Origin of the sequence: Rhodoglobus vestalii (assembly GCF_006788895.1) — a bacterium.
In the GTDB taxonomy this organism is placed as follows: Bacteria; Actinomycetota; Actinomycetes; order Actinomycetales; family Microbacteriaceae; genus Rhodoglobus; species Rhodoglobus vestalii.
On record NZ_VFRA01000001.1, the window covers coordinates 1,971,744 to 1,987,987 of the forward strand.

Sequence of the window (16,244 nt, forward strand, 5' to 3'; positions counted from 1 at the left end):
CAACTCGCCGCCCTGAGACGGTTAAAATTGTTGAGCTAGGGCTTAGCGTCCGCTGCTTGAGGCGCGACGGTTCGGTCGAACTACCTGTCCAACACGGATGGGGCCGCCGCCGCCCTGAGCGCGGCCCTTGCCGCCACGCGGACGCGACGGAGCTTCGGACTGCTGCTGACGAGGCTGGTGGGTTGAGCGCTGTTCGCCCGCACCGGCACCGGCAACAACTCCTCCGCTGCGGCCTGAACCCTGCTGGTTGCTGCGCGGCTGACCGCCACGAGAATTGCCGCCATTGCCGCCATTGCCGCTACGAGCGCCGTCACGGCCACCCTCACGTGAACCCTCGCGGAATCCGCCACGCTCACCATCACGGCGTGAGCGCTTGCGCTGGGCGTTTGCACCCTGCGAGCGTCCACCCTGTGACTGGCCACGGGCGGGAGCTGCTGCGCGAGGCGCAGGCTTCACATATTCGGCAACCTGACCGACCAGTGCGGTCACGGCATCCGAGTTGGCGTTCACATGCTGCGGGGTCACCGTGATGGCGGCCTTACGCAGCAGGGCGGCAGTGTCTTTGCGCTGGGTCGGAAGAACGATCGTGATGACGTCGCCCTCTTCTCCGGCACGAGCGGTGCGGCCACTGCGGTGCAGGTAGGCCTTGTGCTCGGCGGGCGGATCAACGTGGATGACCAGCTCAATGTTGTCCACGTGCACGCCGCGCGCCGCAACATCCGTAGCAACAAGCACTTTTACGTCACCGGCGGCGAATGCGGCCAGGTTGCGGTCACGGGCCACCTGCGAGAGGTTTCCGTGGAGGTCAGCGGCGGGAATGCCGGCATCGACGAGTTGGCGGGCCAGCTTCTTGGCGTGGTGCTTGGTGCGCATGAACAGCAGACGGCGGCCGGTGCCCGAGGCGAGCTTCTCAATGAGAACGCGCTTCGCTTCAACGCTGTCGACCTCGAACACGTGGTGGGTCATCGCCGAGACATGCGAGGTTGCTTCGTCAACCGAATGCAGAACCTCGTTGTGGAGGAAGCGGCGAACCAGCTTGTCTACACCGTTATCGAGAGTGGCGCTGAACAGCAGGCGCTGCCCGTTGCTGGGGGTCTTGTCGAGAAGGCGGGTGACGACCGGCAAGAAACCAAGGTCGGCCATGTGGTCCGCCTCGTCAAGCACGGTGATTTCAACGGCATCCAAGCTCACAAAGCCCTGCTTGATGAGGTCTTCGAGGCGACCGGGGCAGGCCACCACGATGTCGACGCCGGCCTTGAGGGCAGCAACCTGACGGTTCTGGCTTACGCCACCGAAGATGGTGGTGGTGTTGAGACCGTAGGCGGCCGCAAGGGGCTCGATGACGGCCGAAATCTGAGTAGCGAGTTCGCGAGTAGGTGCAAGCACGAGGCCCAGCGGACGACCCGAGCGACGCTTGCCACCGGAAAGTTTGCCGCCGAGGCGAGCAACCATAGGAAGTGCGAAGGCGAGGGTCTTGCCCGAGCCCGTCTTACCGCGGCCGAGCACGTCGCGACCGCCGAGAGTGTCGGGGAGGGTATCGAGTTGGATGGGGAACGGCGTGGTCTTACCGTCGGCGGCGAGGGCCGCAACGAGCGGGGCGGGTACGCCGAGCGAGCTAAAAGTTTGTTCAGTCAAAGTAATGGTGCCTTTCAGGCATAAGTAAAAAATGGGCGTTATACCGGAGGCGCACAGGTTCAAAATCGAGCACGGGCACAGTTCGCAATGAACTAGGCCCACACTGATCTACACCGACCCAATCAGGTGCTTCGCACGAATGCGGTACACAGGTCAGATCTCGAACTTTTGTTCGGCGCGGATGACTCCAGTTCGCCGGAGAAAGTTATCTACGAGTCACACGTTTCTGATTAACGTGGACGAGAAGAGGGAAGCGTTCTACGACGCAGCAAAACGTATTTGTTTCGCAAGTTTTCCTAGCCTATCAGGCTGAGGCACGATAGCGCTCGCCGACCGGCACTTGCCCAGCCAGGGTGTTTCCCGCCTGCGCCAGTGGGCAGGCCCACGCGGGGTCATACGCGCACGACGGGTTATACGCAAAGTTGAAGTCGAGCACGAGAGACTCCGGCGTAAGGCCCGGTCCGAGATCAGCCCCCTTCACTGTGTCGATGAGGTAGCGGCCACCACCGTAAGTTCCGCCGGCGACGCGAGAGAGCGCATCTTTCACGGGGATGAAAATTCCGCCACCATACGACGCCAACCCCACACCTCGAGAGTGCCAACCTGGTCAATCATGACCGTGCCGAGCAGGTCGAACGGCACCACGCCATCCGTTCCCGTCTCCACGTTCATGCGGCGCCCTTCGCCCGGAGGACCTGCAGCAGGAACAATGGATGCTTCGAACCGCCAGGCAGGATCGTAATCGCTGACCGGCAGCCCAGTAAATTTGCGCCGGTCCTCAGGCAACAGCGGCGACGCTGGATGCGCGGCAAACAACTCATCTCGACCTGCCCGCCAGGCGGCGTGCGCGCTCGCGCCATCCAAATTTTCGCGAACAGCGGCGTAGAGGGCAAAGGTTCGTCGGCGCCAGTCGGCGACCTCAAGGGCGGTCATCATCTCAGGCTAACGGGCTGCCACGCGAAAGCAGCTTGCGCAGTTCAGCTTCAGCCGAGGCCCCACTCTGCGCGTCGATAGTTTCGCCCGCCGCATACAGGTCAATGATGCGAGGATCAACGTAACTCTTGCGCGCAATCGCCGGAGTATTGCCCAGTCTCTCGGCCGCACACTCCATGGCCACGCGCACCGCTCGGCTCTGTGCTCGCTGACTGGTTTCTGGCCCGGTGACGGCAAGACTCGTCGCGGCAGCGATGCTGCCGCTGAGGGTGCGAAAGTCTTTCGCCGTGAACTCGCCACCGGTGCGCTCGCGCACGTACTCGTTAATCTCAGGGGCGGTCAGCGCGCGCAATTCTTGGCCGTTGCGCCACGACAGCAGCGGGGTATCGCCGGCTCCACGCAAGCGGATGCGCACATACGCCGCCAGATCCGCATCCTCGATCTCGCTCTCCCAGAGTTGGCCGCTCTTGGCCGGAAAATTTAGCTGGATGCGGTCCTTGCTCACACTCACATGGCTACAGAGCAGGGTGGAGAGTCCGTGACTGCCGTGTGCTTCGGCATAGCGCTCACTGCCCACGCGCAGTGAGCCGGTGTCGAGCATCCGGAAGGCTGCCGCCAGAGTGCGAAGGTGCGGATCGTCGTTGCTGCGCAGAGTGCGGGTGACGACGGCGCGTGCCGAGGGGAGTGCGGCAGCGAGCAGCAGTGCACGCTCAAACTTGGCGCGATCCTGTCGTTCGCGCCATGCCGGGTGATAAATGTATTGGCGGCGGCCCGCATCATCCACCCCCGTCGCTTGCACGTGCCCGTTTTCGTGCGGGCAAATCCACACGTCGGTCCACGCGGGTGGAATTCCGAGCGAAGCGAATCGGGTTCGCAGTTCGCGGTCGCCCACCGTTTCACCGGCGAAATCTCGGTAACTGAATCCGCTGCCCGAACGCGCGCGGTGATAGCCGCGCCCCGTTGTGTTGCTTCGCCGCAGTCGAACCACCGCGGGCTCCTTTCGCCCAGCTCTTCTGTGCGTGTGTGGTTTACAGGCTCACGTCGGTGCGCCGGGTCGTTCCCCAACCCCACGTGGGCGCGAGCCGTTTGAGGGCGGCTGCGCGAAACTGCCAGAACGTCCAATACATCAGCCACATCACCGGGGTCAGCAGGCCAGCACTAAAGCTGAGCTGGTCGCGATAGAGAGTTTTGCCTCCGGGGGCTGCGCTGATGGCCATGGAATGTTCCCAGCGGTTGACGAGCGCCAGTGGGCCGCTGAGGCCACGCCCGTGGTCCCGCACAATCCGAACATCACCGGGCGCCTTCGCAAAGGACACCGCAATCAGCTGTTCGCCGATCGCAAACTTGCCGAATGCAGACACCTTCACGGGATGATCGCCCGGCTCCCACAGATCGGGAAACCCGCCCGCTTCTAGCGAAGTGAACTGGGTCAGCGGGTAGGAGACATCCTGAAACACTTGCGGGCTGCGAATGGCTCGCCACGCATCGTCGGGGTGGCAGTCAAGCTCAAGTTTCAGTAATACGCGCATTTTCCCAGTCTCCTCTTGTCACATTCGGTAATCCAGTGAGTTTCCCCAGAGAGTTGGCTTTAGCCTCGGATCATGACCGGTCCCCGCAACCAACCCCAATACCAGGTGCGATTCGGTTTCGGTGCTCGGCAGGCGCGTGAGCTGAGCCCCGGCGCGGATGTGCTGGTGTGGGCGGATGCTCTCGCCAACGGCTCTGGGCGCGTTGCTGACCTCCCCGGAACCTTCTCCATTCTCGCCGCCGGCACCGGGGCAGCACCAGCCGTCGCCAACTGGGTGCTCGCGCAGCAGGTTGCTCGTAGTCGTCGTCTTACCGTTGCGGTTATTGCGGCGGGTGACTCGCAGAGCGGCTCGCAGGGTGACTTGCAGAGCGGCTCGCAGGGTGACTTGCAGGGCGGCCCGCAGGGCGGTTCGGAGGGCGGCTTCACCGTTGACGGTCTGCTGGCGGCGGGAGCGATCATCGACGCGCTCGCGGATGCCGGGGTTGACTACATTTCACCGGAAGCGGCATCCGCGGTTGCGGCTTTCACTGGCCTGAAAAGCGCCCACGATCACCTCTTGTCGGCGTCTGTTGCGGGTCAGCTGCGCGTGCAGGCCTTCGGCCGGGAGTCTCTGGATGCCGCCATTGTCAGCAATGCCGCAGCCAGATTTGAGATCGTTCGGGAATGACGCGCACGCCATTCTCGTTGGATTGACTGGTTGGCTCGGACAACCACCGACTCTATGGAGGAAAGTATGAAGGCAGTAATCGGCGACACTGTGATCGCAGAGGCACCCCAGGAAGATCTCATCAAGATTGAGGGCAACTGGTACTTCCCGCCCACCAGTGTGAACCACGAACTCCTCGAGAAGAGCCCCACGCCGTATCACTGCCCGTGGAAGGGTGACTGCCAGTACTTTACTGTCAGCGCTAACGGCCAGCAGTACCAAGACCGCGCCTTCAGCTACCCCAACATTCTTCCGGGTGCCGAGAAGCGCGTCGGCAAGGATTTCTCCAACTATGTGACGTTCTGGAAAGAGGTTCAGTTCGTCGACTAATCGACGGCTGACCGTGTGCCGGGAGCGTCTGGCAGACGCTTAGGGTGCACCAATTGTGCGCAGTTAGCGTGCCGCATTTCGGGCACGGTGGCTGCGCACTTTTGCGCGATTACCGCAGCGTTGCATCGAGCACCAGCGGCGATTGTTGGAACGAGATTCGTCGTAGAACACGAGAGCACAGTCGTCGGCGGCGCACTCGCGGATTCGTTCGTGCTGTGCTTCTCCAAACAGAAACACGGCTTCGCGGGCCATCGTCGAGAGTGCCTGGCCGGTGCGAACGGTGGTGCGGCCGGCTTTCATCCCACCTCCCGCTAGCCGCGGCGGAACATCCGCTGTTGCCGCAAAAAGGTTGATCACATCGACCTGTTGAGGGTCGGGGCTCCCGTTGACACTGAGTGCGGATGCGATGGAGGCGATCGCTTCTCGCAAGCCTCGAGCGTCGGTGAGGTCGCGCTCGCTGACGGCGCCATCCGACTCATTAAATCGTCCCTCAAGCCACGCGGCGAGGTCGCCGGGGCTGTGCAGCCTCTCCCACTCAGGATTGGTGCCCATGGCACCGGTGTACGCGAAATCGAGGGTACGAGCGCCGGAGTCAAACCACCACTGCCGTGAGGTGCTCGAGGTGAACCATTGGCCGGTGCGAGCAGGAGTTTCGGGATGTTGCACCTAACCAATATAGCTGGTTACGCCCTGCGGTTGTCCCGACTGACAGCCCGAGCGCCACTACCCCGCCACAAGCGCCACTACCCGCGCGGTCGCGATACCGTGCGATGCGCCCACTCGATGCGGTGGGCGCTGGCAAACTTTCGAGAGCAGAGCCCGCACGCGAGTATGCGGGTGGGTCTGCGATACCGGTGGTGGAGGTGGCCGGCGGGGCAGGTGCCCACCCAAGGGGCAAACTCGTCGGCGATCGCTCCGCCGTGAAGTCGTTTGCCTTCGTAACCGAGGTCGCGCGCAACAGCCTTCCACTGAGCTCCGTGACCGGCCGCAGACCCGGCCATGGCGTGAGCGACTTCATGCAACAGCACCTGATGAATCTCGTCATCCTCATACCGTGCAGCTAGATATCTCGAGACTGAGATGCGTTTGTGGGTGTAGTTGCAGAGCCCGGCCCGCGTTTTGGCGTTGTCGAAGACAAATTGCCACTCGTCGGTCAGGTGCAGTCGGATGAGCGCGTCAGCCCACACACGCACTCGGGGAAGATCGGCCACCTACTGAGGCTAATCGACGTCGGGCTAGTGCTGCAGCACTCGATCTTCGGTGGCAGTGACAGTATCTGCGGCTGTGACGGCTTCGATGGATGCGGCGCGCTCGGCTTCACGCTCAGCACGAGCTTGTTTCCGCTTGCGCTTGCGCGCGCTCGACAGAATCCCGCTCGTGATCATGAAGCCCGCATAAGTAAAGAGGGCAATGGCAATTGCCGGCACAAACCATGATTTGCTGTCGCCGTTCACAAAGTTGCTGACGTATCCGATCCACGGAACGCTGTACCAGAGTTTGCCTTGAATCTGTGCGGGCAACACTTGGGGTTCATCGGCGATGTCATTGTTGTCTCCCTTCAGGGTGAAGGTGCGGCTTCCGTCGCTCGAGTTTGTGATTCCGGTGATGCGGTGGGTGACCACACCGGCCTTACCTGACTCGATTTGGTACGTGATGACATCACCCATGGCTATGTCATTGGTTTCGATTGGCTTGACCACGATGAGGGTTCCGGGGGGAAGACCGGGTTCCATTGAGCTGGTGAGCACGGTGAGCGGTGTTGCTCCGGCCGCGTTCGGGATGACGATCACGAGCGCGCCAACAAGGAGGACGAGTCCGAAGAGACCAGCGCTGATGCCTACTCCCAGATAGTGCAGCAGGCTTTTTGGTTTTTCGTCACGGGTGCGCTGTGTGTTGCGGGCGTCAGCGCGAGCGGTGAGCTCAGACATCGTGCGAGTCCTTTCGTGAGTGTCGAGAGGCGAACAAGGAGATGCCCGCACCGATGGCGATTGCCAGCAGCAGAATGAGCACAAGGTACTCCTGGTAGAGCCGCCACGTATTCGGGTCGAGGCCGAAGGCTGTCTGCACTCCAGGCAAGAGACCGTTGTCGGTGCCGCTATCTGCTTGTGCGGCGCCGGTGGAATTTGGCTTCACAGCTGGCGTCGAGTCTGCGGTCACGACGGCGCCGGTTGCCGTGCGTGTTGATGATTCGCTTGTGCCGGCTCCCGTCGGTTGCGGTCCACTGGGGATGATGGGAACGGTGATGCCCACGGTTCCGCAGGTGGTTGGAGGTAATGAGCCCGGCGTTGAATCAGAGAGCGCGAATCGCAGAGCGAGAGTTGCTGTGGCGGCTTGTCCGTCAGTGCCATCCAAATCGCCCAGTGCCAGTGTGGCAACAACGGGCACAATTTCTCCGGGAGCGATGAGGGTGCCTTCGTGGGTTACTTGGCACGGCGTGGCTGCGCTGATTGGGGTGGCGTTGCCGGTGTCTCTGGGGGCGCTTGTCGTAACCGTTAGCGCGTTGCCAAACTTCTCGTCTGAGTAGCGCACGTCGCGGAGCGTCACGCGGAGGTAACCCGGTGCGGTGCCCGAGTTTCGTACATAAACGGTTTTTGACTGGGCGTCACCCGGGCTCAATCGGGCAATTTGGTCAAAAAGCACTCCCGGGTAACTGCGCGCGAAGGTCACACCGTCGTCACTGACTTCAATCTCGCCGACACCGGTCGCGGCACTTGCAGGGGTGACACTGAGAAGGACTCCAAGCGCAATGACGAGAGAAATTGCGGATGCCCTGGCGCCTAGTTTGCGCATGAGATGCCCTTCTCTTTGCCGCCGTCGTCCGTCTTCCTGGGCTCGATCTCGATGATTCTCGAATCCACCGACTCGATACCGTTGGCATCCACCGCACGGATGGTGATGTTCATGCGGACTGGTTTCTTTTCCTTAATCTCAACCGTTGTTTCCGCAGTGTTGGTTTCGAGCACGCCATCGTAGTAGATGTTGTAACCGTCGTTGGGGGTGGTAAACCCCGCGGGAGCGGTCCACGAAATCTCGACCTTCTTATCGCTCTTCTGGTCTTCGCAGACAAGCATTGTGGGGGCATTAGGCGCGGGCTTCTCGAAGATTTCTTGCGTGAAGGAGCGATTGTTGACCGGAACCACATCTGTCGCATTCCAGTTGCTCCCGGCGGTAGTGGTGATTGCGAAGGACGCCGTAATTTTCTTTCCCGCTTGGGCAGCTATGTTCCCCGGGAACTTCGTGGAGGTGCAGAGGAGCGCTGAGCCATTGACAGGAATGACCATCGTGAGGTTGCGCAAAGAAACATTGCCGGCACCGAGCGTGGTCAACACGGTGGGTGCCGCCGTTGCGCATGTTTCACTAGTGCCCGCCCAAAACTCAACGGCGATCTGTTCGCCCGGAAGAGAGCTGGTCGATGTCGCGGCGATAGCTACACCACTCACGGTGGCAACGACGCTGCCGGTGTTGCGAATCGTTATTGGCTTGACCATTGTTCGGCTTGTGGTTGTGTACGTGTGGCCTAGCGACGTTATCGTCGCCGCTCCGTCCGACGTTGCCGTGCTCACCGCAATGGTCCCGGCCGAAACGGTTGCCGTCTTCGTTGATGACGCAGTCCAGGCGGCGAATCCAATGCTGGACGTAAGAGAGAGAAACACGACGACACCGGAGACGATCGACATGCGGGTCCACGCCTTCATGCTCGGGCATGCGCGTGATGCTGTTGCGTGCGGTGCTTGACGGCTCATGGCTGGACCCCGGAGACTGTCGCGCCAATGTGAACGTTCGTCGCCTGCGCGTTAGCGGGTGCGTTTGCTGGGAGAATCACACCGAGGCACGCTTGTGTGGTGGCTCCGGCAGCGAGTGTGCTGTTCAAGGTTCCGGACGGGATTCCAGATGCAGGGCACGCGCCGTTGGTCACCGAAATGGTGAATGGGTTTGTCCTCGATGAACCCGTCACCGCCGCAGCGATTGTCGCCGAAAGCGCGAGAGGAACGTCACCGGTGTTGGTGATGGAAAAAGTTCCGGACACTGAGTGGCCAGGGGCAAGTGCCGACCAGTTGAGCGCTTCTGAGCCTATTGTGAGTGCGGCAGAGCCCGCGCGGATCGTTGAACCGGGCGCGGCCGTGGCTGAGGCACTGAGATAGGCGTAGGTTCCACCGGTGCCGAGAAGGCCGAGGGAAACAGCAATCGTCAGAACAGCCAGTGCTTTCACACTGCCGAACACTCCTCGAACTAGCCAGGAGAAGGGGGATGCGGTTCGCCGCTGATGACGGCCGTTAACCATGTCAGGGTGGTGCGACCCGTGAACTGTTGAGGAGTTCATGATGCACCGCCCTTCAGGGGAAGAAAAATTTGGTGGAGGAAAGGGGATTGCTGGGTGCGCGTCGTGACGACCGCACACCCAGCCAGGGGAGGACTAGCCAGCCGGGGGAGGACTAGCCAGCCGGGGGAGGACTAGTTGGTGGTCTGAGTCAGCGTGATAGCGAAGTCCTTAAGGTTGACATCGCCGCGCATCGCTTCGTTCTCAGCGCCAGCTTCACCATTGGCGAAATTAATGGTCACAGTAACCACTACGGTTTGCTTGACGTCAGATGCGACGACGGCGGTTTCGTTCTTTCCATCGATCGTGAATGTCGCGTCAGAGCTAAGGAATTTTGCGAACGCGACGTCTTCCTTTGAGTCGCTTGCTGCAACAATTGACTCGTCGGCTAGCGCAGCGGTCGCGGTGAGGGTGTCACCAATTGCGGTCACATCGAAAGTCGCGGTGTAGGTTAGTGCGCTGCCTGGGACGATCGTGAAGTCAGAGGCGTTGTCTTCGACTGCTCCGGTGCCGTTGAGCTGCCATCCGTCAGCTTCGCCGTCGACGGCCTCGATGTTGAGCGTGCCGGCGCTGATGTTTCCACCCTCTACCGCGGCAGAAGCGTTCCACGAGGCGAGGGTGCCGGCGCCACCAAGGAGCAGTGCGATTCCTGCTGCGCCTGCGATGGAGCCTTTAACGAGCTTGTTCATGATTTCCTTTCGCGGCGCAGCAAAAGCGGCCGGGATGATTGTGGTTCGGGGTATTGGGATTCAAGAAGCTGGGTGCTGGTTTCGGGTTCCTGCAACTCTGTGGTGCTCACGAAAGCGTCGGGGCTCGCGTTCAACTTCTGAATTGAATCTATATGTCCACACTATGGAGGACATCCCCCAGTATAGGGGGGCAGGCGGTGTCCGCCTCATGGGGGACTAGACAAAATGGTCTGCGGTGAGAAGTACCCCAGTTTTACGCTGAATTCGCGGCAAACGTGCAAATGGGCGGACAGGTTTGTCCCCCGTTTGAATCAAAAAAATCGGGGTACAACCGTCGTGGAGGGACGGAACGGTCTATCCACGCCCAGGTTTTAATTGAAAAATACTTTTCGCTGGAGGCGGTGATTTGACCGCAGTGGCGTCGGTAACGACCGGTGAACTGCCAATAAAGTCGAGCAACTCGACCCCGGCGATCACTTTCGACGGGTGCGGGCCGCCCGCCAATAGCCGTGGCATCCAGTGCAGCGGAAGCGCCGAGGGTGACCCCACCAGCACGATATTTCCGAATCGTCGCCCCTTGAGAATTTGGGTCTCGGCCAGAGCCGCCACGTGTCCGACGGTGTGCTTCAGGGTCGCCGCTTGGCTGCGAGCAAACGCCAGCCCGGGTCCGTCAGCAACGTTGACAACAATCACGCCCTCCGGTGCCAGCAACGTCATCGCTTCGGTGTAGAACTCAAGGCTCGTCACATGGGCGGGGGTTCGAGCCCCACTGAAGATGTCGACGACCAACAGGTCAACGGCACCGCGCAAGCCGGGCGGAAACTTGCCGAGCACCTCGCGCGCATCACCGTGACGAACACGAATGGATGCCTGCTTCGACCACGGAAGTTCCGTGCGAACAAAATCCACCAGATCCGATTCCAGCTCAACCACCTGTTGGCGGGACCCTGGGCGTGTGGCCTCAACATAGCGGGGGAGGGTGAGGGCGCCACCGCCGAGGTGAACGGCGGTGATCGGCGCTCCGGGTTCGGTGAGTTGATCAATGACGTGTCCAATGCGATGCACATATTCGAAAAATAGCTCGCTGGGATCATCCATGTTGACGTGCGACTGCGGCGTGCCATCGACGGTGAGGGTGTAGGCGCCATCCACCCACCGATCGGGCGCAATTTCGGCGAGGTGGCCGCTGAGTTTCAATGTGATTGTCGGATGCTCGGCCATGACATTGACTTTGCCACAATCCTTGCCGGGGTGGTGGCTCCCGAAACGCTCAGCAGTGCGGTGCGGCAGTCCGGTTCGACCCGTCGACCCGGCGGGCGGGCGCTACGGTGAAGCATGCCCAATCCGAACCGTCAGCTCCCGCCCCATCTTCAGGCGCAATTAAATGCGCAGTCCTATGTGGGCCCCGCCACTTTTGGTATGCGGCCAATGCTGAGCGAGCCCGAAGAACTCGACGCGTGGAAGCCCGACGTTGCCGTCGTGGGAGCTCCGTGGGATGACAGCACCACCAATCGACCTGGCGCGCGCTTTGGGCCTCGTGCTCTGCGCGCCAGTGCGTATGACCCCGGCACCTATCACCTTGATCTTGGCGTGGAGATTTTTGATCACCTCGATGTTGTCGATTACGGGGATGCCGTCACGAGTCACGGAATGTGGGAACTATCGAAGGCCGCCATTCACGAGCGCGTCTCCGAGGTTGCCAGTCGCGGCATCATCCCGTTTGTTATCGGAGGAGACCATTCCATCACCTGGCCGGCGGCGACCGCCGTTGCCGAGCATCATGGGTTCGGCAATGTCGTGATGATCCATTTTGATGCGCACGCCGATACGGCAAACATTCTGGAGGGCAACCTTGCCAGCCACGGCACCCCCATGCGGCGTCTCATTGAGTCGGGCGCGATCCCCGGCCCCAACTTTTTGCAGGTCGGGCTGCGCGGTTACTGGCCGGGGGAAGAAGACCAACAGTGGATGCGCGACAACGGTCTCAAGCACTTCATGATGCAAGAGTTTTGGGAACGCGGTGTCAAGGCCGTTATTCCTGATGTCATTGCCGCGGCGAAGGCCCGAGCATCCAAGGTGTACATCTCGATCGACATCGATGTGCTCGATCCCGGCTTCGCGCCTGCAACCGGAACACCAGAGCCCGGCGGCTTCGCCCCCATTGATTTGCTGCGGATGGTGCGCCAAATTGTGCTCGAAACGGATGTCGTGGGTTTCGACATCATGGAGGTCGCCCCGGCCTATGACCACGCCGATATCACCGTCAACAATGCCCACCGTTTGATCTGGGAAGCATTCGGGGCCATGGCAGCAAAGAAGCGTACGGCGGGACTCACAGCAAACCCCTAGTCGAAATCGCCGCATTGGTCAAGAATCGGGTGGACACGGCGCGGCAAACCGGCTTATAGTAGATCCTTGCGCTCCCAGACAAATTAAGCAGTCATATTGCGGACAGCTGGGTGCCCCGAGTATAGCGGCGGGGTGATTCTGGTGAGCATTTCATTACCGACCGTCAATTATCTTGACAGACGAACCCGACGGGGTTCACGGAGGTTGTTCCTTGGCTGCTGCGCGCGATGCGTCCACCAATAAGTCCCCGAAAAATGGCCGCTCAGCTTCGCGGCTCTCTTTCGCCAAAATCACTGACACACTCACGGTTCCCGATCTGCTCGCACTGCAGACCGAGAGCTTTGATTGGCTCGTCGGAAATGATGACTGGATTCAGCGTACGACCGACGGTGTAGCTGCCGGTCGCACCGATATGCCGTCACGCAGTGGTCTCGATGAAATCTTTGAAGAGATTTCGCCGATCGAAGACCTCGGCGAGACGATGCAGTTGTCGTTTACGGAGCCGGAGCTCGAACAGCCCAAGTACTCCATCGATGAGTGCAAGGAGCGCGGCAAGACTTTTGCTGCGCCCCTTTATGTGAACGCCGAGTTCATGAACCACCTCACCGGTGAGATCAAGACTCAGACCGTGTTCATGGGTGACTTCCCGCTGATGACCGCTCGCGGTACCTTCATCATCAACGGAACCGAGCGCGTCGTTGTTTCGCAGCTCGTGCGTTCGCCCGGTGTCTACTTTGACCGCCAGCCCGAGAAGCTCTCCGACAAAGACATTTATTCGGCGCGCATCATCCCCAGCCGCGGTGCGTGGCTTGAGTTTGAGATCGACAAGCGCGACCAGGTCGGCGTTCGTATCGACCGCAAGCGCAAGCAGTCGGTCACCGTTTTCCTGAAGGCCCTCGGCCTCACCAGCGAAGAGATCCTTGCCGAGTTCAAGGGTTTCCCCTCGATCGAAGCCACCTTGGAGAAAGACAACATCCTCACCAAGGAAGAAGCACTCAAGGACATCTACCGCAAGCTTCGCCCCGGTGAGCAGGTTGCTGCCGAAGCTGCCCGCGCGCTGCTTGACAACTTCTACTTCAACTCCAAGCGCTACGACCTCGCGAAGGTTGGTCGTTACAAGATCAACCGCAAGCTCGGTCTCGACACCGACATTAAAGAGTCGGTGCTCACGGTTGAAGACATCATCGCAACCATCAAGTACATGGTTTCGTTGCACGACACCGCGGCTCCCATCGTTTCGGTCAGTGACAGCGGTGTGGCCAGTGTCAAGGGCGTGCGCGATGGCAAGAAGGTGAACGTTCGTCTCGACATTGACGACATTGACCACTTCGGCAACCGCCGCATCCGTGCCGTCGGTGAGCTCATCCAGAACCAGGTTCGCACCGGCCTCAGCCGTATGGAGCGTGTTGTTCGTGAGCGCATGACCACACAGGACATCGAAGCGATCACCCCGCAAACACTGATCAACGTGCGCCCCGTCGTCGCCGCGATCAAGGAATTCTTCGGCACTTCGCAGCTTTCGCAGTTCATGGATCAGAACAACCCGCTCGCGGGACTGACCCACAAGCGTCGACTGTCGGCGCTGGGCCCGGGTGGTTTGAGTCGTGAGCGCGCCGGTGTTGAAGTTCGAGACGTTCACCCCTCTCACTACGGCCGTATGTGCCCGATTGAGACTCCGGAGGGCCCCAACATTGGGCTGATCGGTTCGCTCGCATCGTTCGCCCGCATCAACGCATTCGGGTTCATCGAGACCCCGTACCGTCGCCTCATTAATGGCACGGTCTCGACCACGATCGACTACCTGACGGCAAGCGAAGAAGACGAATTCGTTGTCGCTCAGGCAAACGCACCGCTCACCAAGGACATGAAGTTCGCTGAGCCACGCGTTCTGGCACGCAAGAAGAGTGGCGAGGTCGACCTCGTTCCCGTCGAAGACATTGCCTACATGGATGTGTCGCCGCGCCAGATGGTGTCGGTAGCCACCTCGCTCATCCCCTTCCTCGAGCACGACGATGCAAACCGCGCACTCATGGGCGCCAACATGCAGCGTCAGGCTGTTCCGCTGCTGCGCAGCGAGAGCCCGCTCGTGGGAACCGGTATGGAAGGCTTTGCCGCCATTGACGCGGGAGACGTTGTCACCACGCTCAAGGCCGGTGTTGTTTCCGAGGTTTCGGCCGACGTCGTTGTTGTTCAGCTGGATGAGGGCGGAACCCAGGAATACTTCCTGCGCAAGTTCGACCGCTCCAACCAGGGTACGAGCTACAACCATCGGGTCATCGTCAGCGCCGGAGACCGCGTCGAAGAGGGCCAGGTTATTGCCGATGGCCCCGCGACCGAGAACGGTGAGCTTGCACTCGGAAAGAACCTGCTCGTGGCATTCATGCCGTGGGAGGGTCACAACTTCGAAGACGCGATCATCCTGAGCCAAAATCTGGTGAAAGACGACGTACTGTCGTCCATCCACATCGAAGAGTATGAAGTGGATGCTCGTGACACCAAGCTCGGTAAAGAAGAGATCACGCGCGATCTGCCGAACGTTAGCCCAGAACTTTTGGCTGACCTCGACGAGCGTGGCATCATCCGCATCGGTGCTGAGGTTCGCCCCGGCGACATCCTCGTCGGCAAGGTCACACCCAAGGGTGAAACCGAGCTGTCGGCCGAAGAGCGACTGCTTCGCGCCATCTTCAACGAGAAGAGCCGCGAAGTTCGCGACACCTCACTGAAGGTTCCCCACGGTGAAGCCGGCACGATCATCGCCGTCAAGGAGTTCTCCGCCGACAACGATGACGAGCTTGGCTCGGGCGTCAACCAGCGTGTTGTCGTGTACATCGCCCAGAAGCGCAAGATCACCGAAGGTGACAAGCTCGCTGGTCGTCACGGCAACAAGGGTGTTATCTCCAAGATTCTGCCTGTCGAAGACATGCCGTTCCTTGAGGATGGAACCCCGGTTGACATCATCCTGAACCCGCTCGGTATTCCCGGTCGAATGAACTTCGGCCAGGTGCTCGAAACTCACCTCGGGTGGGTTGCGAAGCAGGGTTGGGAAGTTGAGGGTGACCCTGAGTGGGCGCGTTCGTTGCCGGCAGAGGCTTACAAAGCCGAACCCGGTACCAAGGTTGCTACTCCCGTATTCGACGGTGCTTACGAAGAGGAGATCGCGGGTCTGCTTGACTCCACGACCCCCACTCGTGACGGTGTTCGACTCATCGACTCCACCGGCAAAACCCGGCTGTTCGATGGTCGCTCGGGTGAGCCATTCCCGGCTCCCGTTTCGGTCGGTTACATGTACATCCTCAAGCTGCACCACCTCGTTGACGACAAGATTCACGCTCGCTCAACCGGTCCGTACTCCATGATCACGCAGCAGCCACTCGGTGGTAAGGCGCAGTTCGGTGGACAGCGTTTCGGTGAGATGGAAGTGTGGGCACTTGAGGCCTACGGTGCCGCGTACGCACTGCAGGAGCTTCTGACGATTAAGTCGGATGACATCCTCGGCCGCGTCAAGGTATACGAAGCAATCGTCAAGGGCGAGAACATCCAGGAGCCCGGTATCCCCGAGAGCTTCAAGGTGCTCATCAAGGAAATGCAGTCGCTGTGCCTCAACGTCGAAGTTCTTTCGGCCGACGGCTCAACGGTCAACCTCCGCGACACGGACGATGAAGCGTTCCGTGCCGCAGAAGAGTTGGGCATCAACATTTCCGCGCGGTTCGAATCCTCGTCTGTTGACGAGATCTAACCCGACCGATTACGACTGCA

At 60.5% G+C, this 16,244-nt stretch carries 15 protein-coding genes and 1 pseudogene; 4 read left to right on the forward strand and 12 right to left on the reverse strand.

The features are described 5' to 3' along the window. Positions 1-42: 42 nt before the first annotated feature. From FB472_RS09670 to FB472_RS09685, 4 genes and pseudogenes are all read right to left on the reverse strand, one after another. Positions 43-1,635, reverse strand: coding sequence for a DEAD/DEAH box helicase (locus FB472_RS09670; protein WP_141990727.1), 1,593 nt, complete (start codon positions 1,633-1,635; stop codon positions 43-45). Positions 1,636-1,939: 304 nt separating this feature from the next. Then, positions 1,940-2,568: pseudogene (locus FB472_RS09675) on the reverse strand (DUF1684 domain-containing protein). A gap of 4 nt (positions 2,569-2,572) precedes the next feature. Further along, positions 2,573-3,556, reverse strand: coding sequence for a DNA topoisomerase IB (locus FB472_RS09680; protein WP_141990728.1), 984 nt, complete (start codon positions 3,554-3,556; stop codon positions 2,573-2,575). Positions 3,557-3,596: 40 nt separating this feature from the next. Next, on the reverse strand, positions 3,597-4,097 hold the full coding sequence (locus FB472_RS09685) for a hypothetical protein (protein ID WP_021809297.1): 501 nt from the start codon (positions 4,095-4,097) through the stop codon (positions 3,597-3,599). Between the two features lie 72 nt (positions 4,098-4,169). Here FB472_RS09685 and FB472_RS09690 point away from each other — a divergent pair, with 72 nt between their 5' ends. Continuing rightward, a complete protein-coding gene (locus FB472_RS09690; RefSeq protein WP_141990729.1) occupies positions 4,170-4,763 on the forward strand; it encodes a hypothetical protein in 594 nt (197 codons plus the stop codon). A gap of 66 nt (positions 4,764-4,829) precedes the next feature. Next, on the forward strand, positions 4,830-5,132 hold the full coding sequence (locus tag FB472_RS09695; RefSeq protein WP_021809299.1) for a DUF427 domain-containing protein: 303 nt from the start codon (positions 4,830-4,832) through the stop codon (positions 5,130-5,132). Positions 5,133-5,195: 63 nt separating this feature from the next. Here the strand turns inward: FB472_RS09695 and FB472_RS09700 are convergent, their stop codons facing one another. The 8 genes from FB472_RS09700 to FB472_RS09735 form a co-directional block, all read right to left on the reverse strand. Next, complete coding sequence (locus FB472_RS09700) at positions 5,196-5,798, reverse strand: CGNR zinc finger domain-containing protein (protein WP_141990730.1); 603 nt, start codon at positions 5,796-5,798, stop codon at positions 5,196-5,198. Positions 5,799-5,875: 77 nt separating this feature from the next. Then, the gene (locus tag FB472_RS09705; protein ID WP_141990731.1) at positions 5,876-6,343 is read right to left on the reverse strand and encodes a SprT-like domain-containing protein; all 468 of its coding nucleotides are present in this window, start codon (positions 6,341-6,343) and stop codon (positions 5,876-5,878) included. Between the two features lie 24 nt (positions 6,344-6,367). After that, positions 6,368-7,060: a signal peptidase I gene (locus tag FB472_RS09710; protein WP_141990732.1), complete on the reverse strand. Its 693-nt coding sequence runs from the start codon at positions 7,058-7,060 to the stop codon at positions 6,368-6,370. Then, positions 7,053-7,922 (reverse strand): hypothetical protein, encoded by an 870-nt coding sequence (locus FB472_RS09715; RefSeq protein WP_141990733.1) that lies wholly within the window; start codon positions 7,920-7,922, stop codon positions 7,053-7,055. Before FB472_RS09715 ends, FB472_RS09710 begins: the two co-directional genes overlap by 8 nt. Continuing rightward, a complete protein-coding gene (locus FB472_RS09720; protein ID WP_215730429.1) occupies positions 7,910-8,875 on the reverse strand; it encodes a fibronectin type III domain-containing protein in 966 nt (321 codons plus the stop codon). Before FB472_RS09720 ends, FB472_RS09715 begins: the two co-directional genes overlap by 13 nt. Continuing rightward, complete coding sequence (locus FB472_RS09725) at positions 8,872-9,453, reverse strand: TasA family protein (RefSeq protein ID WP_141990734.1); 582 nt, start codon at positions 9,451-9,453, stop codon at positions 8,872-8,874. The genes FB472_RS09720 and FB472_RS09725 overlap by 4 nt, the downstream gene beginning before the upstream one ends. Before the next feature lie 131 nt (positions 9,454-9,584). Next, positions 9,585-10,139: an alternate-type signal peptide domain-containing protein gene (locus tag FB472_RS09730; protein ID WP_141990735.1), complete on the reverse strand. Its 555-nt coding sequence runs from the start codon at positions 10,137-10,139 to the stop codon at positions 9,585-9,587. Positions 10,140-10,493: 354 nt separating this feature from the next. Then, positions 10,494-11,360, reverse strand: a complete 867-nt coding sequence (locus FB472_RS09735) for a spermidine synthase (protein ID WP_141990736.1) — start codon at positions 11,358-11,360, stop codon at positions 10,494-10,496. Positions 11,361-11,474: 114 nt separating this feature from the next. On the opposite strand from FB472_RS09735, the gene speB reads away from it, so the two are divergent. Beyond that, positions 11,475-12,488 carry an agmatinase gene (speB, locus tag FB472_RS09740; RefSeq protein WP_141990737.1) on the forward strand — a complete coding sequence of 338 codons (1,014 nt, stop codon included), beginning with the start codon at positions 11,475-11,477 and terminating at the stop codon, positions 12,486-12,488. Positions 12,489-12,699: 211 nt separating this feature from the next. Continuing rightward, a complete protein-coding gene (gene rpoB, locus FB472_RS09745; RefSeq protein ID WP_141990738.1) occupies positions 12,700-16,224 on the forward strand; it encodes a DNA-directed RNA polymerase subunit beta in 3,525 nt (1,174 codons plus the stop codon). Positions 16,225-16,244 lie beyond the last annotated feature (20 nt).

Coding starts and splice junctions, on each gene's coding strand:
- FB472_RS09685 (WP_021809297.1), bottom strand. CDS start 4,097: ATGCGCGTATTACTGAAACTTGAGCTTGACTGCCACCCCGACGATGCG.
- FB472_RS09690 (WP_141990729.1), top strand. CDS start 4,170: ATGACCGGTCCCCGCAACCAACCCCAATACCAGGTGCGATTCGGTTTC.
- FB472_RS09695 (WP_021809299.1), top strand. CDS start 4,830: ATGAAGGCAGTAATCGGCGACACTGTGATCGCAGAGGCACCCCAGGAA.
- FB472_RS09710 (WP_141990732.1), bottom strand. CDS start 7,060: ATGTCTGAGCTCACCGCTCGCGCTGACGCCCGCAACACACAGCGCACC.
- FB472_RS09715 (WP_141990733.1), bottom strand. CDS start 7,922: ATGCGCAAACTAGGCGCCAGGGCATCCGCAATTTCTCTCGTCATTGCG.
- FB472_RS09720 (WP_215730429.1), bottom strand. CDS start 8,875: ATGAGCCGTCAAGCACCGCACGCAACAGCATCACGCGCATGCCCGAGC.
- FB472_RS09725 (WP_141990734.1), bottom strand. CDS start 9,453: ATGAACTCCTCAACAGTTCACGGGTCGCACCACCCTGACATGGTTAAC.
- FB472_RS09730 (WP_141990735.1), bottom strand. CDS start 10,139: ATGAACAAGCTCGTTAAAGGCTCCATCGCAGGCGCAGCAGGAATCGCA.
- FB472_RS09735 (WP_141990736.1), bottom strand. CDS start 11,360: ATGGCCGAGCATCCGACAATCACATTGAAACTCAGCGGCCACCTCGCC.
- speB (WP_141990737.1), top strand. CDS start 11,475: ATGCCCAATCCGAACCGTCAGCTCCCGCCCCATCTTCAGGCGCAATTA.